This window comes from Paenibacillus sp. W2I17 (assembly GCF_030815985.1).
Classification (GTDB): Bacteria; Bacillota; Bacilli; order Paenibacillales; family Paenibacillaceae; genus Paenibacillus.
On sequence record NZ_JAUSXM010000001.1, the window covers coordinates 1,220,095 to 1,239,338 of the forward strand.

The window sequence follows — 19,244 nt, forward strand, 5'->3', positions numbered from 1 at the left end:
ACAAGTAGCAGACCTCTTCTCCTTGTAGCAAAAATATGAGTACGCAAAGACCTCCTCTATTAACATAGGGAGGGCTTTGCAAGTTGTCTGTTGATACCTTTCATGTTCCATATAAAATACATCGTATGGGCCAGGCAGTATAACAGGTGAATACGCAAAAAAAGCCGCTTAAATAGCGACTTTTAATGGGATTCGTTCTTCTTCATTATTTATTAAAAGTAACCTTTTCTGTACCGCCCTCAAAAATGATGGATGTGTCCCGCGGCTTCGATTCCGCAATTTTACGACCGCCTCTGTAGGAATAAAGTACACCGGCTTGTTTGCGAACAGCCTCATATTCATTCTCTGCTTCAAGTACGATGAAGTTGGCAGGTTTACCTTCTTCAATGCCGTATACATCCTCAATGTGTAACGTTCTTGCGCTGTTTTTCGTAATGAGGTCAATTGAATTCACGATCTGGTCGTAACCAAGCAACTGCGAAGCATGAATCCCCATGTGCAGTACTTGCAGCATGTTGCCTGTACCGAGCGGATACCAAGGATCAAAGATGTCATCGTGACCAAAGCACACATTCAGACCTGCTTCCTGCAACTCTTTGACACGCGTCAGCCCTCTTCTCTTCGGATACGTGTCGAAGCGTCCTTGCAGGTGAATGTTAACCAGCGGATTGGAGACAAAGTTCAAATCGGCCATCTTCAGCAAACGGAACAATTTGTACGTATAAGCGTCATTGTATGACCCCATCGCGGTTGTATGACTTGCCGTTGTGCGTGAACCCAGTCCACGTTCATAAGCTTCCTTGGCAACAACTTCAACGAAACGGGATTGCTCGTCATCAATTTCATCGCAATGGATATCGATGAGACGATCGTATTTTTCAGCCAGATCAAACGCAACTTTCATTGAATCAACGCCGTATTCCCGTGTGAATTCGAAGTGTGGAATGCCGCCGACCACGTCAACGCCCATTTTCAGTGACTCTTCCAGCAATTCTGCCCCGTTTGGATAAGAGTGAATGCCTTCTTGTGGGAAAGCAACAAGCTGAATGTCCATATATGGAGCCATTTCTTCTTTTACTTCAAGCATCGCTTTAACAGCAATCAAGCTTGGATCAGTAACGTCCACATGGGTCCGTACATGCTGGATGCCTTGTGCCAATTGCCACTTCAGTGCTGTTTTGGACCGTGTTTTGACATCTTCATGTGTCAAGAAAGCCTTGCGCTCTGACCAGCGTTGGATGCCTTCGAACAGCGTTCCGCTTAGATTCCATTCCGGCTCACCTGCTGTGAGCGTTGTATCGAGATGAATATGCGGCTCAATGAACGGTGGCAGCACAAGCGATCCGTTGACATCCAGGATCTCTTCATTCTCGGTCACTTCCAGCGATTGTGTAATTCGTTCAAACTTCCCTTCTTTCACAACGATATTCCATAGTCCTTCTTTACCCCGCAATTTTGCGTTCTGTATAATCATTTATTTTCCCCATTTCTTTAGATTCTTTGGCAGGAACAATCAGCATCAAGACGATATAGGCCACTGCTGTACCAAGCAGTGCGTTCAATGGTGTTACGCCAGGAGCCAGTTGGGCGAATGCAACGCCGATGGCCCAAGCCACCATCGCTACCCAGTTTACATTTTTGAATAACATGTCGGCAAATGGCTTATAGTTTCTACGTTTCACAATGAAGTAATCTGCAATAATAATAGCCCCGATAGATGGTACCGCCGCGCCAAGTACGTTCAGGAAACTGACGAAGTTGTTGTACATCCACATGGCGAATACGGTACCCACGATGCCGTTTACGATGACGAAGAATTTCTTTGAGATTTTGGTAATATTCGCAAAACCAAGACCCGAAGCGTACAGTGCATTATCGTTGGTTGTCCAGATATTCAGGCCCAGAACGATGATTGCCGGGATGATCAATCCTTGCAGGAACATGACCTCCGAGATATCAGCCAGGTTATAGGCCATTGCGCCAACTGCACCGAACAGAAACATGAGTGAGTTACCCAGGAAGAATGCAATCACTGTTGCAGTAACTGCCTGTTTCGATGTCCGGGAAAACCGGGCAAAATCGGGTGTCAGCGTTCCGCCGCTTATGAATGATCCAATACAGATCGTTAATGCTGCCGCCGCGGTAAGCGACTGAGTCGGCGTGTAATCAAGCAACCCTTGCAGACCACCCAGCGAACCTGCACCTTCGAACATGGAGTAACCACCGAGAATGGCAATCGCAGGAACCGCGATATATCCGAGAATGACGAGTGACTTCATGCCGAAAATGGCTGATGCTGTCATGGCAAGTCCGAACACGATAATCAACAGGTACACGTTCCAATCCATGGCTTTGGCGACCGGAATTGCGAACATGGCTACGCCTACTCCGAACCATCCGACCTGTGTAAAGCCTAGCAGGAACGAAGGCAGATACGACCCTTTTGCACCAAACGCATATTTAGCGAGCAAATGTGTGGACAGGCCCGTTTTGGCGGCGATATGTGCCAATGCCCCTGTGTAGATACCGAGCACCAGATTGCCTGCAAGTACGATGCCAATGAACTCCATGAACGTCAAGCTGACGCCCAATGTCCCTCCTGCCAGCATGCTTGCAGAGAAGAAAGTGAAACCCAGCATGACGGATAATGTTTTCCAAAAGTGGTTTCTTTGCGCTTTCGGCACGGCTTGCCATGAAAATTCTTGATCTTGTTTGCTCATCAGAATACCCCCAACATAAAGTGTATCTGATACCAAAAAAAGCAGAAAAAAAAGGCTACTCGTCAAGTTATACACTGACAAGTAGCCTCTTTTTGCATCATAATCCGCGCGAAGACACAGAGCATCCTATTACGGAATATGCCCTGATTCTCGCGTGATTATGAAATCCGCTGCCCTTGCCAGCCTCTCTGGACTGAATTAAAGGTACCAGTATTCAATTACATTCTATTATTTTGGAAAAACCTGCAGTTGTCAATGTCATTATTATCCAAAGGTTATTAATTCCTTATACAGCAAGCTGTTTTTATCACGGTTATTCAATGATAGCGCACCTGTGGATTGAAAAGAATAAACCGTGAAGAACTACTCTATGCCGTTCTAAAATCAAGTTTAACTAGATTTACCAATACAACAAACAGGGGATGTCCCACAAGTCATAAATATGACGGAGGGCATCCCTACTTAACGTGATTTTGTTCTAATGAATCTGACACACGCTATTCGCTCCCATTGATCTAGTTCCGAAATCTAACGAATCACAGAGACGTTATTTGGTCGATTCGGTCGATTTTTTAGATCTTGACACCGTTTATGACGAAATAGCGTTACTGAGGTTCGTTAAATTTTGTATACGTTGATGATCTGCCTTTTAAGATGCGGTATGGACCTATGTCAAAAAAGTAGACACTACGCTGCGGATTTGTCCGTAAATTTCATCGCAAAACGAGCAGGGGAAAGATACCCTAGCGCGCCATGCATTCGCTTGCGGTTGTAATAGAACTCAATGTACTGGTAGATGGCAGTATAAGCCTCTTCCGGTGTCTTAAAACGAGGGTTGCAGTAAATGAGTTCCTTCTTTAAAATACTGTGCCACGACTCAATACAGGCGTTATCATAACAGTTTCCTCGTCGGCTCATGCTTGATTCCAGATGGTCGTGTTTGGAATCCGTAGTCTGAACGCGATATTTGGGCATGACCACAGAACGTAGATTCATTTGACGCATGTATATACTGACGGTACGGGAAGAGATTCGCAACCCTTCTAAATGGAGCAGATACGTAATTTTAGGGCTTCCACACCGCATCTGGTGGTCGTAAAAATGATACCGAATACGCTTCATGACCTCGTCTTTGCGGTTCTGTCGCATGCTGGTTCGGTCCATTCGCCATTTGTAATATCCGCTCCGTGATACTTGAAAGGTACTGCACATCTTCTCCAAAGAAAACTCGGAGCGATGGTCTTCCACAAACTGAAATCTTAGCTCTTTGGTTTGCTGAAGATGTGCACTGCTTTTTTTACAATCGCCAGTTCTTCTTGTGTATCCGCAAGCGTGTGCTCTTTCTCTTGAAGCAACCGGCGCATCTCTTGGAGCTCTGCTTCCAGTTCCTTCACTCGATCTACACTGGCAACAGGCTCATGTTTTAGTTCGCGGTACTTACTCATCCATTGGTGCAACGTACTTTTTGGAATGTTGAGTTCTTCTGTCAAATCTCCAAGTGTCTTCGTCTGCTCTTGAATGAATTTGACCGTTTGTTTCTTGAATTCTTCGTTATATCGTTGCCGCTGTTCTCCCATGTGGACACCTCCGTTAGTCTTATTATCCTTCCGTCCGTTAACGGGTGTCCACTTTTTATTCTAGCTCCAGTAGATTCGTTAGCGCTTGAGTAGAAAGGAAATTCCTTTGGAGAAAGCCCCTTCAGTGTAAACTTTAAATTTATTATTGTGCACTTAATAGTTCTTCAAAAGCTTTTATGTTCGTGTCAAAATCAGGAACGGTTTGAGTTTCTTCAGCAGATTTAACCAGTTTTACAACTAAATCATTATAAGGTGTCGTAATTCCGGTACCCTCTGCTCTGCTTGAAACAACTCCGTTAATATAATCAATCTCCGTTTTCCGGTTTTTCTCCAGATCTTGAAGCATGCTTGCTTTGAGCAATCTGGAGGGCTCCATCACGTAACGTAATGTTTTCACCCGTTCAGGGATATCTTCTTTGCTGTTCAGTTCGAGTGAAGCGATGTCGAATCCATTCATTTTAACTAGGGTGACCCCATTGGCGCGAGCAACTTTAATCGTCTCGTCCGCAATATGAGCTGCACTCACAATGCCGGCTTCTTGATCAAGAATGTCCCCATATTCCCCATTCAAAGCAGCTGATAAACCACTAAATGCATTGTTGATCAGCAATTTGGACCATTTGGTTCCAACCAGGTTATCGGAAATGTGTGTTCCACCTACAAGGTCCAACACCGATTTCACGCGCTGAATTCGTTCGGTGATTTCACCATTTATTTCACCAATCTGAAAAGCATACTGCTTAAATTGAGTGTACTCGATGGTCAGGCTCGACACACCCGGTTCAATGAGCGTAGCGCCAAATTCAACGGAGCCAGCAATGACACGTTTTTCACCCACAATGGACGCCACTTTTTCTTCCGGAATCCCGTTCTGCAAAGAACACACCATACTGTCTTCTTTCAAGAATGGAAGTAATTCCCGAAGAATGGAATCGTTGTAGAGTTGTTTGGTTAAAAGTAAAACGAGGTCATATTGTCCTGATTTCTGATCAGGAGTAATGGCTTTTACTTTGGCCTGAAACTCCGTGGTTCCGGTCACTTTAGCACCCGTCTGATTTAAAGCATTTACATGTTCCTGATATGCATCAATTAACTCAACGTCCAGTCCACCATCCGCAAGGTATGCACCTACGATGGTTCCCAAAGATCCTGCTCCTACAATTGCAATTCTCATTTTATTTTTCCTCCTTATTTCTCTTCCAGGTAGTTATATACAGGTTGTGCAGCGTTTAAGGTTAGGTTGGTAAGGATATGAGAAGCGGACACCACTTCCAACACAGGCAGATCTGCAAGAGGTGCCAACGCATGTTCGAACAGTTGAAGCCGGGCAGGTCCTGTCCAAGCCTCCTTCACTTCGATGTCCGTAATTTGAGTACGGATCAGATCACATATTCTTAAATTTCCGGTATAGTCCGTAGCAATCTTAATCATAAAATTAGGTCGGCATATTTCACGTTTGGCGAACTCCTTATCCAGCTCCATATGTTTATATCCCATCGTTGCCGTGGCTACACGCAGCGTTCCATAATCTAGTGTGCCAACTAGTGTATCTGAATCGGTATACAACTTGGGTGCACCCAGCTTTTTCGGATAGGCGGTGAGTTCTCGACCACTGGCTATCGCGGGGAAATTGTCTACGTACATCGAATGCACATAATCGCCTTCCTCCCCATTGAATTGCACAGGAATAACTTGTCCAGCTTCTGTATAAGCACCCAGCCCAGAAACATCCGGCATCCACATCACTTCGAATTTAACCAGTGGTTCAGTAATTTCGAGAGGTTCTGGTACGGCTGCCCGCAACGCTTTTGCATCAGTTCGGTAAATAATATTCAAATATTCACGATTCACGAATTTGTATGGTGGCATCGGGTATGCCGGAGCTGTTAGGGGTGTATTCAGATTTTTAGCTATGTTATTCACATCGATTTTCATCAAAGACACCTACCTTATGTTTTGGTTCTATATAAGTTGAACTCAAGATTATTTACACTGACACTACGATGACAGAACAACCTTCCAATCGCTGTTATCCCCAGATTTTTCGATTCCCCTTCTAAAGGGGAAAATCCGGTGATAAAGGCGAACGCTTTGCTTTTTCAGGTTTTTTCTGTCCTCTCCGTTATTGTGTAAATAATTAGTTCAACTTATATAGTCAGGTTTTTGCAATTCAAAATTTGATCTGTATCTCATAAAAAAATTCTACATCAATATTTAAATTTAATATAATACATAATAAGTACTATATATATTTATCAAAATAAATAAGGGGTGCACGTGAATGGAATTGCTTCAGCTCAAATACTTTCAGACCGTTGCCTATACTGAACATATCTCCAAAGCAGCTGCACAATTAAATATTGCTCAACCTTCCCTAAGCTTGACGATTAAAAGACTTGAGGATGAACTGGGTACCCCCTTATTCCACAGGAGAGGAAGAAACATTCAATTGAATTCCTCAGGTGAAATTCTATTGAAACATGTGAACAGGATTTTTATTGAAATTGAAAATGCAGAGATGGAGATTAAAGCGGAGGAACAGCAAATATCCAATACAATCAGGATCTCGATTACGAATACCAGATTCCTCACAGGTCTTATTAGTGACTATATCAACGGCTCCCCCGAAACCAAGCTTCATCAGGGTATTGGAACCCGCAGTGAAATTATTACAGGTTTGAAGAAAGGCGAAATGCATCTGGGGATTACGGGGCATCCGATTCAGGATGAGGAGATTGAGAGTATTGTGCTTGTTGAGGAGGATATTGTTCTCGTTGTTCCCACGAATCATGCATACGGCGGAGAGACAAGCATTTCATTAAGTGTTGTTGCAAATGAGCCCTTTATTTCCCTTGCCGATAATAAGGAGTACAGCCGGTTTACAACTATGCTCTGTGAAAAAGCAGGTTTCCTCCCCAATCATGCATTTGAGGTCGATTCTCATACCCTGCTTGAAATTATCAGCCTTAATCAGGGTGTTGCATTAATTCCGATCTCCGTATGTAGAATACTAGGGTTACGTTATGTAAAAATTGCAGATGATTCAGCTATATATCCCATTAGCCTATCCTGGGTCAAACAAAAATGGTTATCTCCTGCTGTAAGAGAATTTCGTAATTTTATTACTTCGTATTATGAAGACCATGCTGGCTTGTTTAAAGTGGAATAGGATTTCTTTATACATGACAAACGATAAAAACAAAGACCAGGTTAGTTCCTTGGAAGGAACCGACGTGGTCTTTGATCGTTATCGTTCTTAGCTATACTGCAGTCTGTCCTTATACCAAACGTCCGGAATCATCTTACGCTCCAGTTCCAACAATTCATGAATGATCTTGTCCGCGTCGCTGATGGAACTCACGAGCGGGTCAGTGAGCATCGTCCTTCTCAGCTTCTCGTAGCTCTGTTCCAGAACAGCTTCAACCGTAAGCTCATGCGTATCCAGTACAAGTTCTTGCATACCTCTAATTCCACGTGGCATCTCGCCTACATGGAGTGGCTTCACTCCATCCATATCTACATCGCACAGTAGTTCCAGGAACGAATCGTTATTCATATTGGTTACAGCGCCTTGATTGAGCGTATTGATGAAGAACTTTTTGCCCAAGTTCCCCACCATATTTTCGATGATATCTGTCGCATGATCCGGTCCGAAGGTGCTCATGTAATTGGCAATCGGGATGTTTCCTGTAAGGAAGTCATCGACTTGCTGCCACATTTCATCGTGACGCTCATATCTGTCCTCTGTCTCCCAGATCGATAATGGCGGGATGGTGTCCGCAGTTTTGCCAAGACCCTGCCAATACCGAACGTATTCCTTTGTATGCGCCGTACAAGTGGGAATGATTCCGAAAATATCATACAGTTCGTAGGTAATTGCATCGTTAAATAGAGCTTTTGCGCCGCGATCACCGCCGTTATTCTCATCACCTGCCAGCTTGCGCATGGCTTCTGCAATTGTGGGCATCACATTTTTTCCTTCATACTCGGCTTTGAGCAGCCAAGTAAAATGATTGACACCCGCGATACGAAAATCGAATTTCTGGTCTATTTCTGCGGTGAACTGGCTTGTATTTTCGATGATTTCGGCTCGTACGGCATAATAGGCTTTCTTATGCGGCATATGATGACTATCGCACAGTGCAAATGATTTAAGCTTCGGTGCATATCGATGTAAAGCGATGCCGTGCACGGTAGACGGGTTAATATAATTGATCACCCAAGCATCCGGACATAACTCCTCAATGTCCTTGGCACATTCCATAATAACCGGCAGTTCCCGCATCGCGCGAAAGATTCCACCAGGGCCAATCGTATCGCCGGAACACATGCGAATCCCATACTTTAGAGAAACCTGGCAGTCGATGCCCCGATATTTCACCGATTCTTCCGCAAAGCTGAGCACAACGAAGTCGGCTCCCGTCAGCACCTGTCTTCGGTCCACTGAACCCTCAATCTTTAGGGATACATTGTTCTCCTTGGCGACCATTTCCGCTAGTTTTACCATTTTCGAGAGCCGTTCCTCGTCCGTATCCACCAAGGCCAGCGTTCCCTGATTCAAATATGGGGAGTGAACCATCTGCCAGATGGACTGACGACCGAAAAACAGGCTGCCCGCCCCAATAACAACCACCTTTGGATGTTGTGTACTTGTAGCATTCATCAATAACCCCTCCTCGTAACGATATAAGTTCATTATAGGTGAGTGGGCTGGAATCGGAATGTGTGATAGTTTTCAAAACATGTCATATGGTACGATAGTTAACAAGAGATAAATCCTTTGTTATGATAGTGAAATATAAAGGATGTCATAAAGTCGAGAGGATTAGGTTGGATTAGATGCACATAGGAACTGTAAATATGAGTATAATCGACGAACTTTCGGAGTATGTCACACTTCGCATGAGCTCTTATTTGGAACAAACGCATGACAGCAATTGGACGGAGCACAAGTCTCATTCCGATTATGATCTGTGGTTCATTACAGCAGGCTCCGTGCAGATTACCATCGATGGAATCGAGCATATGGCGAACCCGGGTGACGTCGTGTTTTTTTATCCGGATATGCCCTACACTGCTTCCACGACCGGAGAGTTGTGCCGTTTCGTATACATGCACTTTGATTTCAGCATCGCTGAGCAAAAGCGAATTCTCGGCGAGTTTCAGCTCCCAGGCATTGTACCTGGCAATCTGATTCAAGAGGAATCAACGCTGTTCACCTCGTCCTATCGAAGATTCAAGCAGAGTGGCGGCGCTTCAGCCAGTCCACTTTATTTGAAAGCCTCTCTACTTCTCGTCATCGCCAAAATTTTGGAATTACATAGGCAAGGGCTGTATCACGGTGAGTTTCTGAAAGACCGAAAACCGAGGAAAATCGAAGGAAGTCTGGAAGTTCTGCAGAATGTCTTTCCCTACGTGGATGCGAATCTGCATCGTGCCATCCGAGTTAACGAGCTTGCGGCCATTGCGGGCGTCTCTGAGAAATATTTTATTTCTTTGTTCAAAAAAATCCTCGGTATTACACCGGGGCAGTATATCAATCAGATCAAAATGAACCGGGCCAGAGACTATCTGTACGAGAAAAAATATACGATCCAGCAAATTGCCGGATTTCTGGGTTATCCCGATCCCTTTACGTTCTCCAAAGCATTCAAAAAATTCTACAACGTGCCCCCATCCAAATTTGAATAAAATACCGCAGACAAACAAAGAGGCAACCGATCAATCCGGCTGCCTCCATACTTGATGAATCCTTGTTATTCAGGGTTTAGTTTACGTACAGGTCCCTTCAGCGTCCCTCATACTCAAAAGGAGCTTCAGTGGAATACATCTCATGGAAAAATCCTTTATACGGTATATCCTCTTCCAGACATTTAATGAGATACAACAGTTCTTCGTCAGCTTCCGGTTCTTCGCCCGCACGCTGCATTTCCTCAAATTGACCTAGAATATTTTCCAGAAGGGTGACTTGAATAAATAAAGCCAGCTTCTCCAACATCGCATCTGCGATTCGGGTCTCGGAAGTATAACCGGCAAGTGCGGTTTCAAAATACTCTCCCATGAACGTTCTGCGTTTACTGACATCGGGTTCGAATTGTATCCAGCCCATACCGTGCGTCCATAGATCAGCCAGATCATATATATACCAACCGAAGCATGAATTATCGAAATCATACACGGTGATCTGACCGGTATCAAAATCAATCGAATAATTCCCGTCATTATAATCGAAATGGATCATCCCGAATGTTTCTTGGTTTGTATCCAAACCTTGTAAGGTATTCAGGATCTCGACCATCTTCTGCTTGAGCAAAGAGAATGATTCAGGTACTACGTTTTCGATATATTTACCGTTATAATTGTCAATCAAATGATGCCGGCGATGGACGGGAGTGTACCCTTTCGATAATTGATGCATTCTGCCCAGAACTTTTCCGCTATTATAATAGTATTCGGAAAGTGGGACCCCTTCACGGTACTGATAATGGTTTTCTACCAGCAACTTCCCCTTGGCCTTCACAAACATACAGATAAAGAACGTATGCTCATCATAAGTGATCTCTTCTAACAGATGGCCCTTTTTCGAGCTGACTACATTCGAGACACTTGCACCGTGCTTAAATAAATACCGGACATACTCCAGTTCGGCAATGTAATCTTCCCGCTTTCTGTCAGGCAAAAAAGACACCCGTAGAATTAGCGATTCACGCCCCTCTTGCTCGCAAGTGTAAACGACATTACGTCCACCCTCATGAGGCGGAATAAGCTGAATATTGTAACCCTCCAGATGAAACAATTCGGGTACCAGCGTCAGTACATGTGTATTGCTGATGTTAACAGCTTCGTTAAAATTAATAATAATCTCCTCCAGTAAACATTGTTTGGACGGTTTCCCGCAGTGCAATGTCCACAAAAGGAATCTCTGTAATGCAAATATCCTTCTGTGAACCTAAAGCAAAATCACCTTGTTAGACATTGAATTCACTCCTCTTGTTTGAATATCACAAGTTTACATAATTATCCCTGATTTTACTAGTGTAAAATAAAGAACCGCCCATACGGGCGGCGTGTAAGAATTTTGTATAATTACAGGATTTCTCCGTTCGTTTCAATAACTTGTTTGTACCAGTAGAAGGAATCCTTGCGGGTTCTTTCCAATGAACCATTGCCGGCATTGTCTTGATCTACATAAATGAAACCATAACGTTTGCCCATTTCAGAAGTCGAGCAGCTAATGATATCGATAGGTCCCCAGCTAGTGAAACCCATCAATTCAACGCCGTCAGCGACGGCTTCTTTCATCTGTTCAATGTGGCTGCGCAAGTAATTGATGCGATAAGGGTCATGCACTGCCCCGTCCTCTTCCGGTGTGTCGATAGCACCCAGCCCGTTCTCAACGATGAAGAGCGGCATCCGGTAACGATCATACAACCGGTTCAGCGCGACGCGAAGACCAATTGGATCGATAGGCCATCCCCATTCGGTAGCTTTCAGATGCGGGTTTTTAATCTGACTGACCAGCATACCAGAGTTGCTGTTGTCATTGGGATCATATTTTCCGATATACGTCATGTAATAACTGAAAGCAATAAAGTCCACGGTATTGTCCCGGATAATGGCATCGTCCTCAGGAGCTTTAACCAGTTCAATGCCGTTTTCCTCAAAATATCTTTGCATATAGGATGGGTATTCGCCTCGTGCCTGCACCTCTGGGTAGAACAGGTTCATCTGATCTTCCTTCAGCGTCTGCAGAACGTCCTCCGGTTTACTAGAAGCAGCATACGTTTCCAGACGGCAGATCATACAGCCGATTTGTGCATTCGGCATTTTCTCTTTTCCGCTTTTGACAGCCAGCGCACTAGCTACAAACTGATGATGCGTTGCCTGATAAGCCACTTGCTCCGGGTTTCCCTTGATTTTATCTTCCAGAATGCCGCCGCCAGTATACAGACTTGTCAGCATCATGTTCATTTCATTGAAGGTAATCCAGTATTTCACTTTGTCTTTGTAGCGGTCAAACAGCGTATTGGCAAATTTCAGATACAGATCGATCATCTCGCGGCTTTCCCAGCCGTTGTATTTGCGGGTTAACTCAACGGGCATCTCGTAGTGAGAGATCGTTACGAGCGGCTCAATGCCGTATTTCAAGAGTTCGTCGAGCACGTTATCATAGAAGGCAAGACCAGCTTCATTGGGAACAGCCTCTTCTCCTGTCGGGAAGATCCGTGTCCACGCGATCGAAAGACGAAACACTTTGAAACCCATCTCTGCAAACAAGGCAATGTCTTCTTTGTAGCGATGATAGAAATCCACGCCGTTCCGTTTCGGGAAATATACGTCTGTGTTACCGCTCAGATATTCTTCCAATTGAACAGAATCCACGTCGAAGGTAAAATCCTTGCCATTGCGCTCCTCATGTGGAACGAATGGAGCCATGTCTGAGGTAGATAGTCCTTTGCCGTCTGCGTCATATGCACCTTCGAGCTGATTGGCAGCGGTAGCTCCGCCCCATAAAAATCCTTCAGGAAATGAGTGTTTAATTGTTTTTGTCATGTTATTTCTCTCCTTTTTTTGTATGTGGTATGCATGAAGCTGTCAACGAACGGTGAGGAGAAGCAATTCATTCATTGGAATCACCCCCTTCACCTGAACAGGTACTACATCGAGGTAATCCGGCGTATTGGTTACAATGACTGGTGTCACAAGATCAATACCCGCACCCTGGATGCCATCCATATCAAATTCCAGAAGCAAATCACCCTTCTTCACTTCTTGTCCAGCAACAACCTTCACGTCAAAATATTTCCCTTTGAGCGACACACTGTTTAGTCCAACATGAATGAGAATGTCGATTCCACTGGATGATGTCAGCATAATCGCATGTTTACTTTTGGCAACCAACGTGACGGTTCCGTCAAAAGGAGCTGTAACACGTCCATCCTGCGGACGAATGGCAATACCTTTCCCGGTCATTTCCTCGGCAAACGTTTGATCCGGAAGCTCTGCGAGCGGCACCAATTCACCAGTGAGCGGGCTGAACACCTCCCCTTTTTTATCCTCAATGGAATGTACTGTGACAGGTGTCACCGTTTCTTGAGAAAAGGCAGTGGTTGTATCCTGTTCCTGTTCGGTTAATGTTTGTGCTGAGTCGGACATGGCAAAATTGTGTGCATTTGGCTCATCCCACTTGAGCAACAAAGTCACCACGAAGGAAACAGTAAAGCTGATGCCAATTCCGATTAATGCATACCAGAAATTGGACATGCCACCATTCGGGCCAATGTATAACGGAAGTGACAGCAATCCTGGTACAGCAAAACCGAAGCATTTCAGACCCACTGCGGTAATAAAGCCACCCCCTGCTGCTCCACCGATGAGTGAAGCGTAAAATGGTTTTTTCAGCTTCAAGGTGACACCGTACAGTGCAGGTTCAGTAATGCCAAGCAAGGCAGATATGCCACTGGATAAAGCAATGGATTTCATTCTTTTATCTTTGGTCTTGAGGAAAACAGCCGTGACTGCACCAGCCTGACTCATATTGGTTATCAGGTTGATCGGCAGCAAAAGTACGTCATATCCGAGTTTGCTCAGATTCTGCAATGTGCCCGGGAAGAACGCATAATGCATTCCCGTCATAACAATCAGAGGCATGAAGCCGCCAAGAATAATGCCGGTTAACGGCCCCGAATGGGCAAAGAGCCAAGAAGTGCCCATTTCCAGATAGATGCCCATGTAATTCCCTAGCGGGCCAATCGCAATTAATAGAATCGGCACTGTGATGACTAGCACAATCATCGAGGTAAAGATGACTTTGACCGGACCGGGAATAAAACGATCCACCCAGCGATGTACATAACTCAGAAGCCACACACCCAGAATAATGGGAATAACGGACTGGGTGTAATTCACAATGGACACGGGCAGCGAGAGAAAACGAATCGGTTCAAGCTGGTTTGCCAGATACGCGTTCAGAATCGTAGGATACAATAAAGTACCTGCAAGCGTCAGGGCGATATATTCATTCACTTTGAACTTTCGGGCTGATGATAGGGCCAGAAGAAAAGGCAAGAAATAAAAGGCCGCATTTGCGATGGAAGACAGAACTTGATACTCACCGCTTTTCTCCTGTATCGCTCCAAGTGTAACGAGCAGTGCCAGAATCCCCTTTAACATCCCTGTACCTACGATGGCAGGCAGAATCGGAGTGAAAATGCCGGAGATCGTATCCAAAACAGCATTAATCCCTTTAGAGCGTGGCGCGTCTGTTTCGGGCTTCGATATGCCATTCTGCTTCATCTGATCCTCGATCTGCTCATATACGGCTGCAACCTGGTTACCAATGACCACCTGAAACTGATCGTTCTGAAACTGTGCGCCGAGCACACCATCAAGCGCTTTGATCTGTTCCAATTGAACTTTGTTTTGCTCTCGAACGTTGAAACGAAGCCGTGTGATGCAATGCCAGGCTTGGGTAATATTCTCTTGCCCTCCTGTTAACTGGATAATTTCTTTGGACAACTCCCGATGATTCATGTTGCTTCCTCCTTTTTTGGCGAAAAAAAAACCAAATGTAATACCGGCCCGCCGCAGATGCGGAGTCGGAAACATTTGGTGGTGCCTGATCGAATCAGTAACACTCCATATTCAATTCATTTTGATGATGGTATAACTTCAAACAGGTTGTATGGAGATCAATCCGTATCGGTACGGGATGTCACTCTCTCGATGTGGATCATGAGATATACCATCTCATCGGGAGTAATCACAAATCCGCGTTGCTGCTCCATCGCCTCCTTTATTTTGAGTGCGCATTCGAAGCTGACAGGATATCTCTCCGACAATACATCATATAGAAATTGCTGATCTTTAAACGAGAGCACTTCCCGGTTCAACTGACGAACAATGAAGTATCTCAGATGGGTGATGAACCTGGAAAAATCAGCAGATTCCTGATTCAGTGCCATTCCAAAATGTTCTGTCATGATACCTAAAATGTCATTAATCATCTGTGTAATTTTAATCGTTTGGTTCATACTGCCCGAGTCGAATTGTGAGTTCACGAAATGAAGGGCAATTGAGCTTGATTCACCAGATGGCAGTGAGACTAGAAAAGCATCATTGATTTTTTGAACTGCCCATTCTCCGGCACGGTATTCGGCAGGATATAGATGGCGAATGTCCCAATGAAGCGGATTTTGCACATCCACGCCTTTTTTGAAACGATCCAGCGCAAAATGAATATGGTCCGCAAGTGTTAAAAGGATCGAATCATTTAGCTTTTTTCCAATCATCGTCTTGCCTTCTTCAATAATCTGATCCGTAATGTCGATGACTTGCAGTGGGATATCACTGAGAAATTGCTCGACTCGCTGATATTTATCATTCGAGCCGATTCGGAACATTTTCTGGATCTGGCTCTGCTCAATCGGCTGTCCTTTTACTTTTTTGAAGCCAACACCCGTTCCGATGACAATGACTTCGCAGCCTTCGGCGTCTTCCGCCAGTGCGATGTTGTTATTTAACGATTTTTTAAACCTCATGATGTAATCACCCCCAGTATGCAAAAAGCACCACCAATGTCCAATTCACAAGTAATAAACAAACTTGTGAAATCCAGACTTTGGTGGTGCCTGATCGAATCAGTGACACTCCTTATATAGCTGTATCTTATATCAGCTATGTAATCGTTGTCAATACCATTACTCTGGAATTGTTCTGCGTGTGGTTCATCGTGGAACTTTCCCTCTATAAACTGACATCAAAACGAAAATCCTATTCGTCTGGAGTCTTATTTTCCTGAGCATCATAATAGTATCGAATCAGAATATCCTGATCATAGTTTCCAAAACCTTTCCCAAACAGGGTGAGTCCGCCTCGGCCATCTACTCCCTCTTCCGGCTTCAATCCAAAGGTCCAATAGGTGGATGCACCCAGATTCAGGTCTTGAACGCGCACATCCGACATGCGCTGACCATCAATAAACGTGCCTTCCCCGTTAATACGCAGCATTTTCAATACACCATACTGGTTGACGTCCAATTTCCACCATAGCGGTGTATGTTTTCCTTTCCGATCTCCAAAGTCCCCGGGGCTTGTCCATGTTCCCAGGTGTTTACCATTAAGGGAAAAACGGATGTCGGAAGGCCAGTTTTCATTAACTTGGGGTGCTTCCGAACTGAGTTCGAGTGAAATTTCAATTTCCTGGAGATGTTGTTGTGTATTCAGATAATTGGGAATCTTATATTCCAGAAAACCTCGTGCCAACCAAAGAATACCTGCATTGACCCGATCCGGGTCCATGAAGCAGGCCGGGGTATCATATTGCCCAATCATCTGCGTTGTTGTTGCAATGCCACAGGTGGGCCAGGCTTCGTAATCCGTATACTGACCAACCGGAATAGAGACTTCATGATAAGGAGCATCAACTGGTTCAGGAGAGAGATTGATAGTCATAAATTCTTGCAGAATAAAGCAGTATTTATACGTTCCACCGTTCTCACGCTTCATGCGGCTACCTACGATGCCCGCTTTCTGCAATTTGCTCACATGTGTACTAACGATGGCTTTGCTCAGATACAGCTCTTTGGCAAGCGCATTGATATGCATCTCCCTGTTTTGCAATAATAAGCGAACGATATTTAAACGGGCCTCGCTGGCGAGCGCCTCATATATGATCAAGGATGTGGCATCCGTGCCAAGCATCATCAATTTCACTTCCCTATCTCTATAGAATTCATATATTATTGATTTAGAATTCGTTATTTAGCGAACCCTGCGAAATAAACTTGCTCAATATAATAGCATTATGATACACATTAGATAACAAATCAATCCGTTGATTTTGCTTTTATGCGAACTCATCATGAAATAGAGTTTCTTACACACCTAAAATTAATTCTATGGAGGTTTTCCCATTGCTCACATCCAAGATGCTTATTGATAAAGACTTTCAGATTGCTGAAGTAGATCCGCGTGTCTATGGTTCATTTATAGAACATCTGGGACGGGCGGTATACGGCGGTATTTATGATCCAGGTCATCCTACGGCAGATGCTCAAGGTTTCCGTCAGGATGCCATTGAAGCGATTAAAGCTTTGAATGTGCCAATTGTTCGTTATCCGGGCGGCAATTTCGTATCCGGTTACAATTGGGAGGACGGCGTTGGTCCGGTAGCGGAACGTAAACGCAGACTTGAACTCGCTTGGTGGACGATTGAAACGAATGCGGTAGGAACAAACGAATTTGCAGATTGGGCCAAACTGGTTGGAACCGAAGTCATGATGGCTGTAAATCTGGGTACTCGCGGCATTGATGCGGCCAGAAACCTGATCGAATACTGTAACCACCCATTTGGCACATACTGGAGTGATCTGCGTATCTCTCACGGTTACAAGGACCCGCATAAATTCAAAACCTGGTGTCTAGGCAACGAAATGGATGGCCCTTGGCAGATTGGTGCAATGACTGCATATGAATATGGCCGTCTTGCCAATGAGACAGCCAAAGCGATGAAATGGGTTGATCCGGAAATTGAGCTTGTGGCTTGCGGCAGTTCCAGCCGTGACATGAGTACATTTGCAGATTGGGAAGCAACCGTGCTGGATCTTACCTATGAAAATGTGGACTACTTGTCCCTGCATCAGTATTACAACAACAATAAAGACAACACGTATGACTTCCTGGCGACATCGCTGGATCTGGATCAATTTATTGATAGTGTTGCTTCAATCTGTGATTTTGTACAAGCCAAGAAACGCAGCAAAAAGAAATTAATGCTGTCTCTGGATGAATGGAATGTCTGGAAATCCATCGGCACAAGCCGTATGGAAGAACGCTGGCAGATTGCGCCTCCAGAGTTTGAAGATGTGTATACACATGAAGATGCACTGGCCGTGGGCTGTTATCTGATTACCATACTCAAGCACGCCGACCGTGTAAAAATGGCTTGCCTTGCTCAGTTGATTAACACCATTGCACCAATCATGACGGAAAATAACGGAGCAATCTGGTTCCAGACGACGTATTTCCCATTCATGCACGCATCCAACTTCGGTCGTGGTACGGTGTTGCGATCCATTACCTCTTCACCTAAATATGATTCCAAAGACTTTACAGATGTGCCTTATCTCGAAGCGATCAGTGTGCATGATGAAGAGAACGGCACGATCACAATCTTTGCGGTGAACAGACATCTGGATGAGAAGTTGGAACTGAATGTGGATCTGCGTTCCTTCGGAGAAACCACATTTGTGGAGCATATCGTATTGGAGAACAACGACTTGAAAGCCACCAATACCAAAGAAAACCCACGTAACGTTGTTCCTCACAACGGCGGATATACAACGGTTGACCAGGGTAAAGTGCAAGCAGTCTTGAACAAAGCATCATGGAACGTGATTCGCCTCAAAACCAAACAGGCATAATAAGTAATAAGAGCGGGATAGAAATTTTCTCCTACTCTGCAACATCAGCATTGTTTTTCGCACCGCGTGCAGCCCCCTGCGCGCGGTGCTTTTTGCTGCATGAGGGTAGTCAGCCGAACTACACAGTTCCAAAGTTAGACCCTGTGGTGCGTATTGGAAATCTCAGTTTTTATTACTCGCAACGAAGGAATTTAACGAACACTGGGAGTCTTATTTAACCCGATTCGGGCGGATTTTAATTCTAACGAACACAGGAGAAGTTATGCTGCAGAATCAGCCCCTTTTCCACACTATATCTTACATTTTGCAGCAAATAGGGTGTGTCATGTTCGTTAGAATTTTAATGCCTTGATATTGACCCGAATAAGGTTTCTGAGGTTCGTTAGCACTGAGCAAGCATGCGAAATCGAGCTGGTTCGAACCTCATATACAGCATAAGCAAATAAGCCACCCTCCGTTTGCCGTACGGAGAGCAGCTTGCGGTTAAGCATCTAGCGGAGAAGATAAGGAACAGATCAGAAAGA

The 19,244-nt window shown here is 44.6% G+C and carries 14 protein-coding genes and 2 pseudogenes; 3 read left to right on the forward strand and 13 right to left on the reverse strand.

Annotated elements, in window-relative coordinates:
* Positions 1 to 205 precede the first annotated feature (205 nt).
* The 7 genes and pseudogenes from QF041_RS05330 to QF041_RS05360 form a co-directional block, all read right to left on the reverse strand.
* Entirely contained in the window at positions 206 to 1,474 is a 1,269-nt protein-coding gene (locus QF041_RS05330) for a cytosine deaminase (protein WP_307412671.1), read from the reverse strand.
* Positions 1,443 to 2,720 carry a cytosine permease gene (codB, locus tag QF041_RS05335; protein WP_307412673.1) on the reverse strand — a complete coding sequence of 426 codons (1,278 nt, stop codon included), beginning with the start codon at positions 2,718 to 2,720 and terminating at the stop codon, positions 1,443 to 1,445. Before codB ends, QF041_RS05330 begins: the two co-directional genes overlap by 32 nt.
* Positions 2,721 to 3,407: 687 nt before the next feature.
* Positions 3,408 to 3,644, reverse strand: a pseudogene (locus tag QF041_RS31310) (integrase core domain-containing protein); the annotation flags it as partial.
* Positions 3,645 to 3,698: 54 nt separating this feature from the next.
* A pseudogene (locus QF041_RS31315) lies at positions 3,699 to 3,932 on the reverse strand (IS3 family transposase); the annotation flags it as partial.
* A 47-nt stretch (positions 3,933 to 3,979) separates the two neighbouring features.
* Positions 3,980 to 4,297 carry a transposase gene (locus QF041_RS05350; protein WP_307412675.1) on the reverse strand — a complete coding sequence of 106 codons (318 nt, stop codon included), beginning with the start codon at positions 4,295 to 4,297 and terminating at the stop codon, positions 3,980 to 3,982.
* Between the two features lie 142 nt (positions 4,298 to 4,439).
* A complete protein-coding gene (locus QF041_RS05355) occupies positions 4,440 to 5,471 on the reverse strand; it encodes a ketopantoate reductase family protein (protein ID WP_307412677.1) in 1,032 nt (343 codons plus the stop codon).
* A gap of 14 nt (positions 5,472 to 5,485) precedes the next feature.
* Positions 5,486 to 6,232 carry an acetoacetate decarboxylase gene (locus QF041_RS05360; RefSeq protein WP_307412679.1) on the reverse strand — a complete coding sequence of 249 codons (747 nt, stop codon included), beginning with the start codon at positions 6,230 to 6,232 and terminating at the stop codon, positions 5,486 to 5,488.
* Between the two features lie 346 nt (positions 6,233 to 6,578).
* Here QF041_RS05360 and QF041_RS05365 point away from each other — a divergent pair, with 346 nt between their 5' ends.
* A complete protein-coding gene (locus QF041_RS05365; RefSeq protein WP_307412681.1) occupies positions 6,579 to 7,466 on the forward strand; it encodes a LysR family transcriptional regulator in 888 nt (295 codons plus the stop codon).
* 87 nt (positions 7,467 to 7,553) lie between these two features.
* On the opposite strand, the gene QF041_RS05370 is transcribed toward QF041_RS05365, so the two are convergent.
* A complete protein-coding gene (locus QF041_RS05370; RefSeq protein WP_307412683.1) occupies positions 7,554 to 8,960 on the reverse strand; it encodes a family 4 glycosyl hydrolase in 1,407 nt (468 codons plus the stop codon).
* Positions 8,961 to 9,136: 176 nt separating this feature from the next.
* Between QF041_RS05370 and QF041_RS05375 the strand changes: the two genes are divergently transcribed.
* Complete coding sequence (locus QF041_RS05375) at positions 9,137 to 9,988, forward strand: AraC family transcriptional regulator (RefSeq protein WP_307412685.1); 852 nt, start codon at positions 9,137 to 9,139, stop codon at positions 9,986 to 9,988.
* 97 nt (positions 9,989 to 10,085) lie between these two features.
* On the opposite strand, the gene QF041_RS05380 is transcribed toward QF041_RS05375, so the two are convergent.
* The 5 genes from QF041_RS05380 to QF041_RS05400 form a co-directional block, all read right to left on the reverse strand.
* Entirely contained in the window at positions 10,086 to 11,210 is a 1,125-nt protein-coding gene (locus QF041_RS05380) for a phosphotransferase enzyme family protein (RefSeq protein WP_307412687.1), read from the reverse strand.
* Between the two features lie 173 nt (positions 11,211 to 11,383).
* A complete protein-coding gene (locus QF041_RS05385; RefSeq protein ID WP_307412689.1) occupies positions 11,384 to 12,850 on the reverse strand; it encodes a glycoside hydrolase family 1 protein in 1,467 nt (488 codons plus the stop codon).
* A gap of 42 nt (positions 12,851 to 12,892) precedes the next feature.
* Positions 12,893 to 14,830, reverse strand: coding sequence for a beta-glucoside-specific PTS transporter subunit IIABC (locus QF041_RS05390; protein WP_307412691.1), 1,938 nt, complete (start codon positions 14,828 to 14,830; stop codon positions 12,893 to 12,895).
* Between the two features lie 158 nt (positions 14,831 to 14,988).
* Positions 14,989 to 15,837, reverse strand: coding sequence for a BglG family transcription antiterminator LicT (licT, locus tag QF041_RS05395; RefSeq protein WP_307412693.1), 849 nt, complete (start codon positions 15,835 to 15,837; stop codon positions 14,989 to 14,991).
* 232 nt (positions 15,838 to 16,069) lie between these two features.
* A complete protein-coding gene (locus QF041_RS05400) occupies positions 16,070 to 17,002 on the reverse strand; it encodes an ArsR/SmtB family transcription factor (RefSeq protein WP_307412695.1) in 933 nt (310 codons plus the stop codon).
* Positions 17,003 to 17,226: 224 nt separating this feature from the next.
* Between QF041_RS05400 and arfA the strand changes: the two genes are divergently transcribed.
* Positions 17,227 to 18,720: an arabinosylfuranosidase ArfA gene (gene arfA / locus QF041_RS05405; RefSeq protein ID WP_307416902.1), complete on the forward strand. Its 1,494-nt coding sequence runs from the start codon at positions 17,227 to 17,229 to the stop codon at positions 18,718 to 18,720.
* The last annotated feature ends 524 nt before the right edge of the window (positions 18,721 to 19,244 follow it).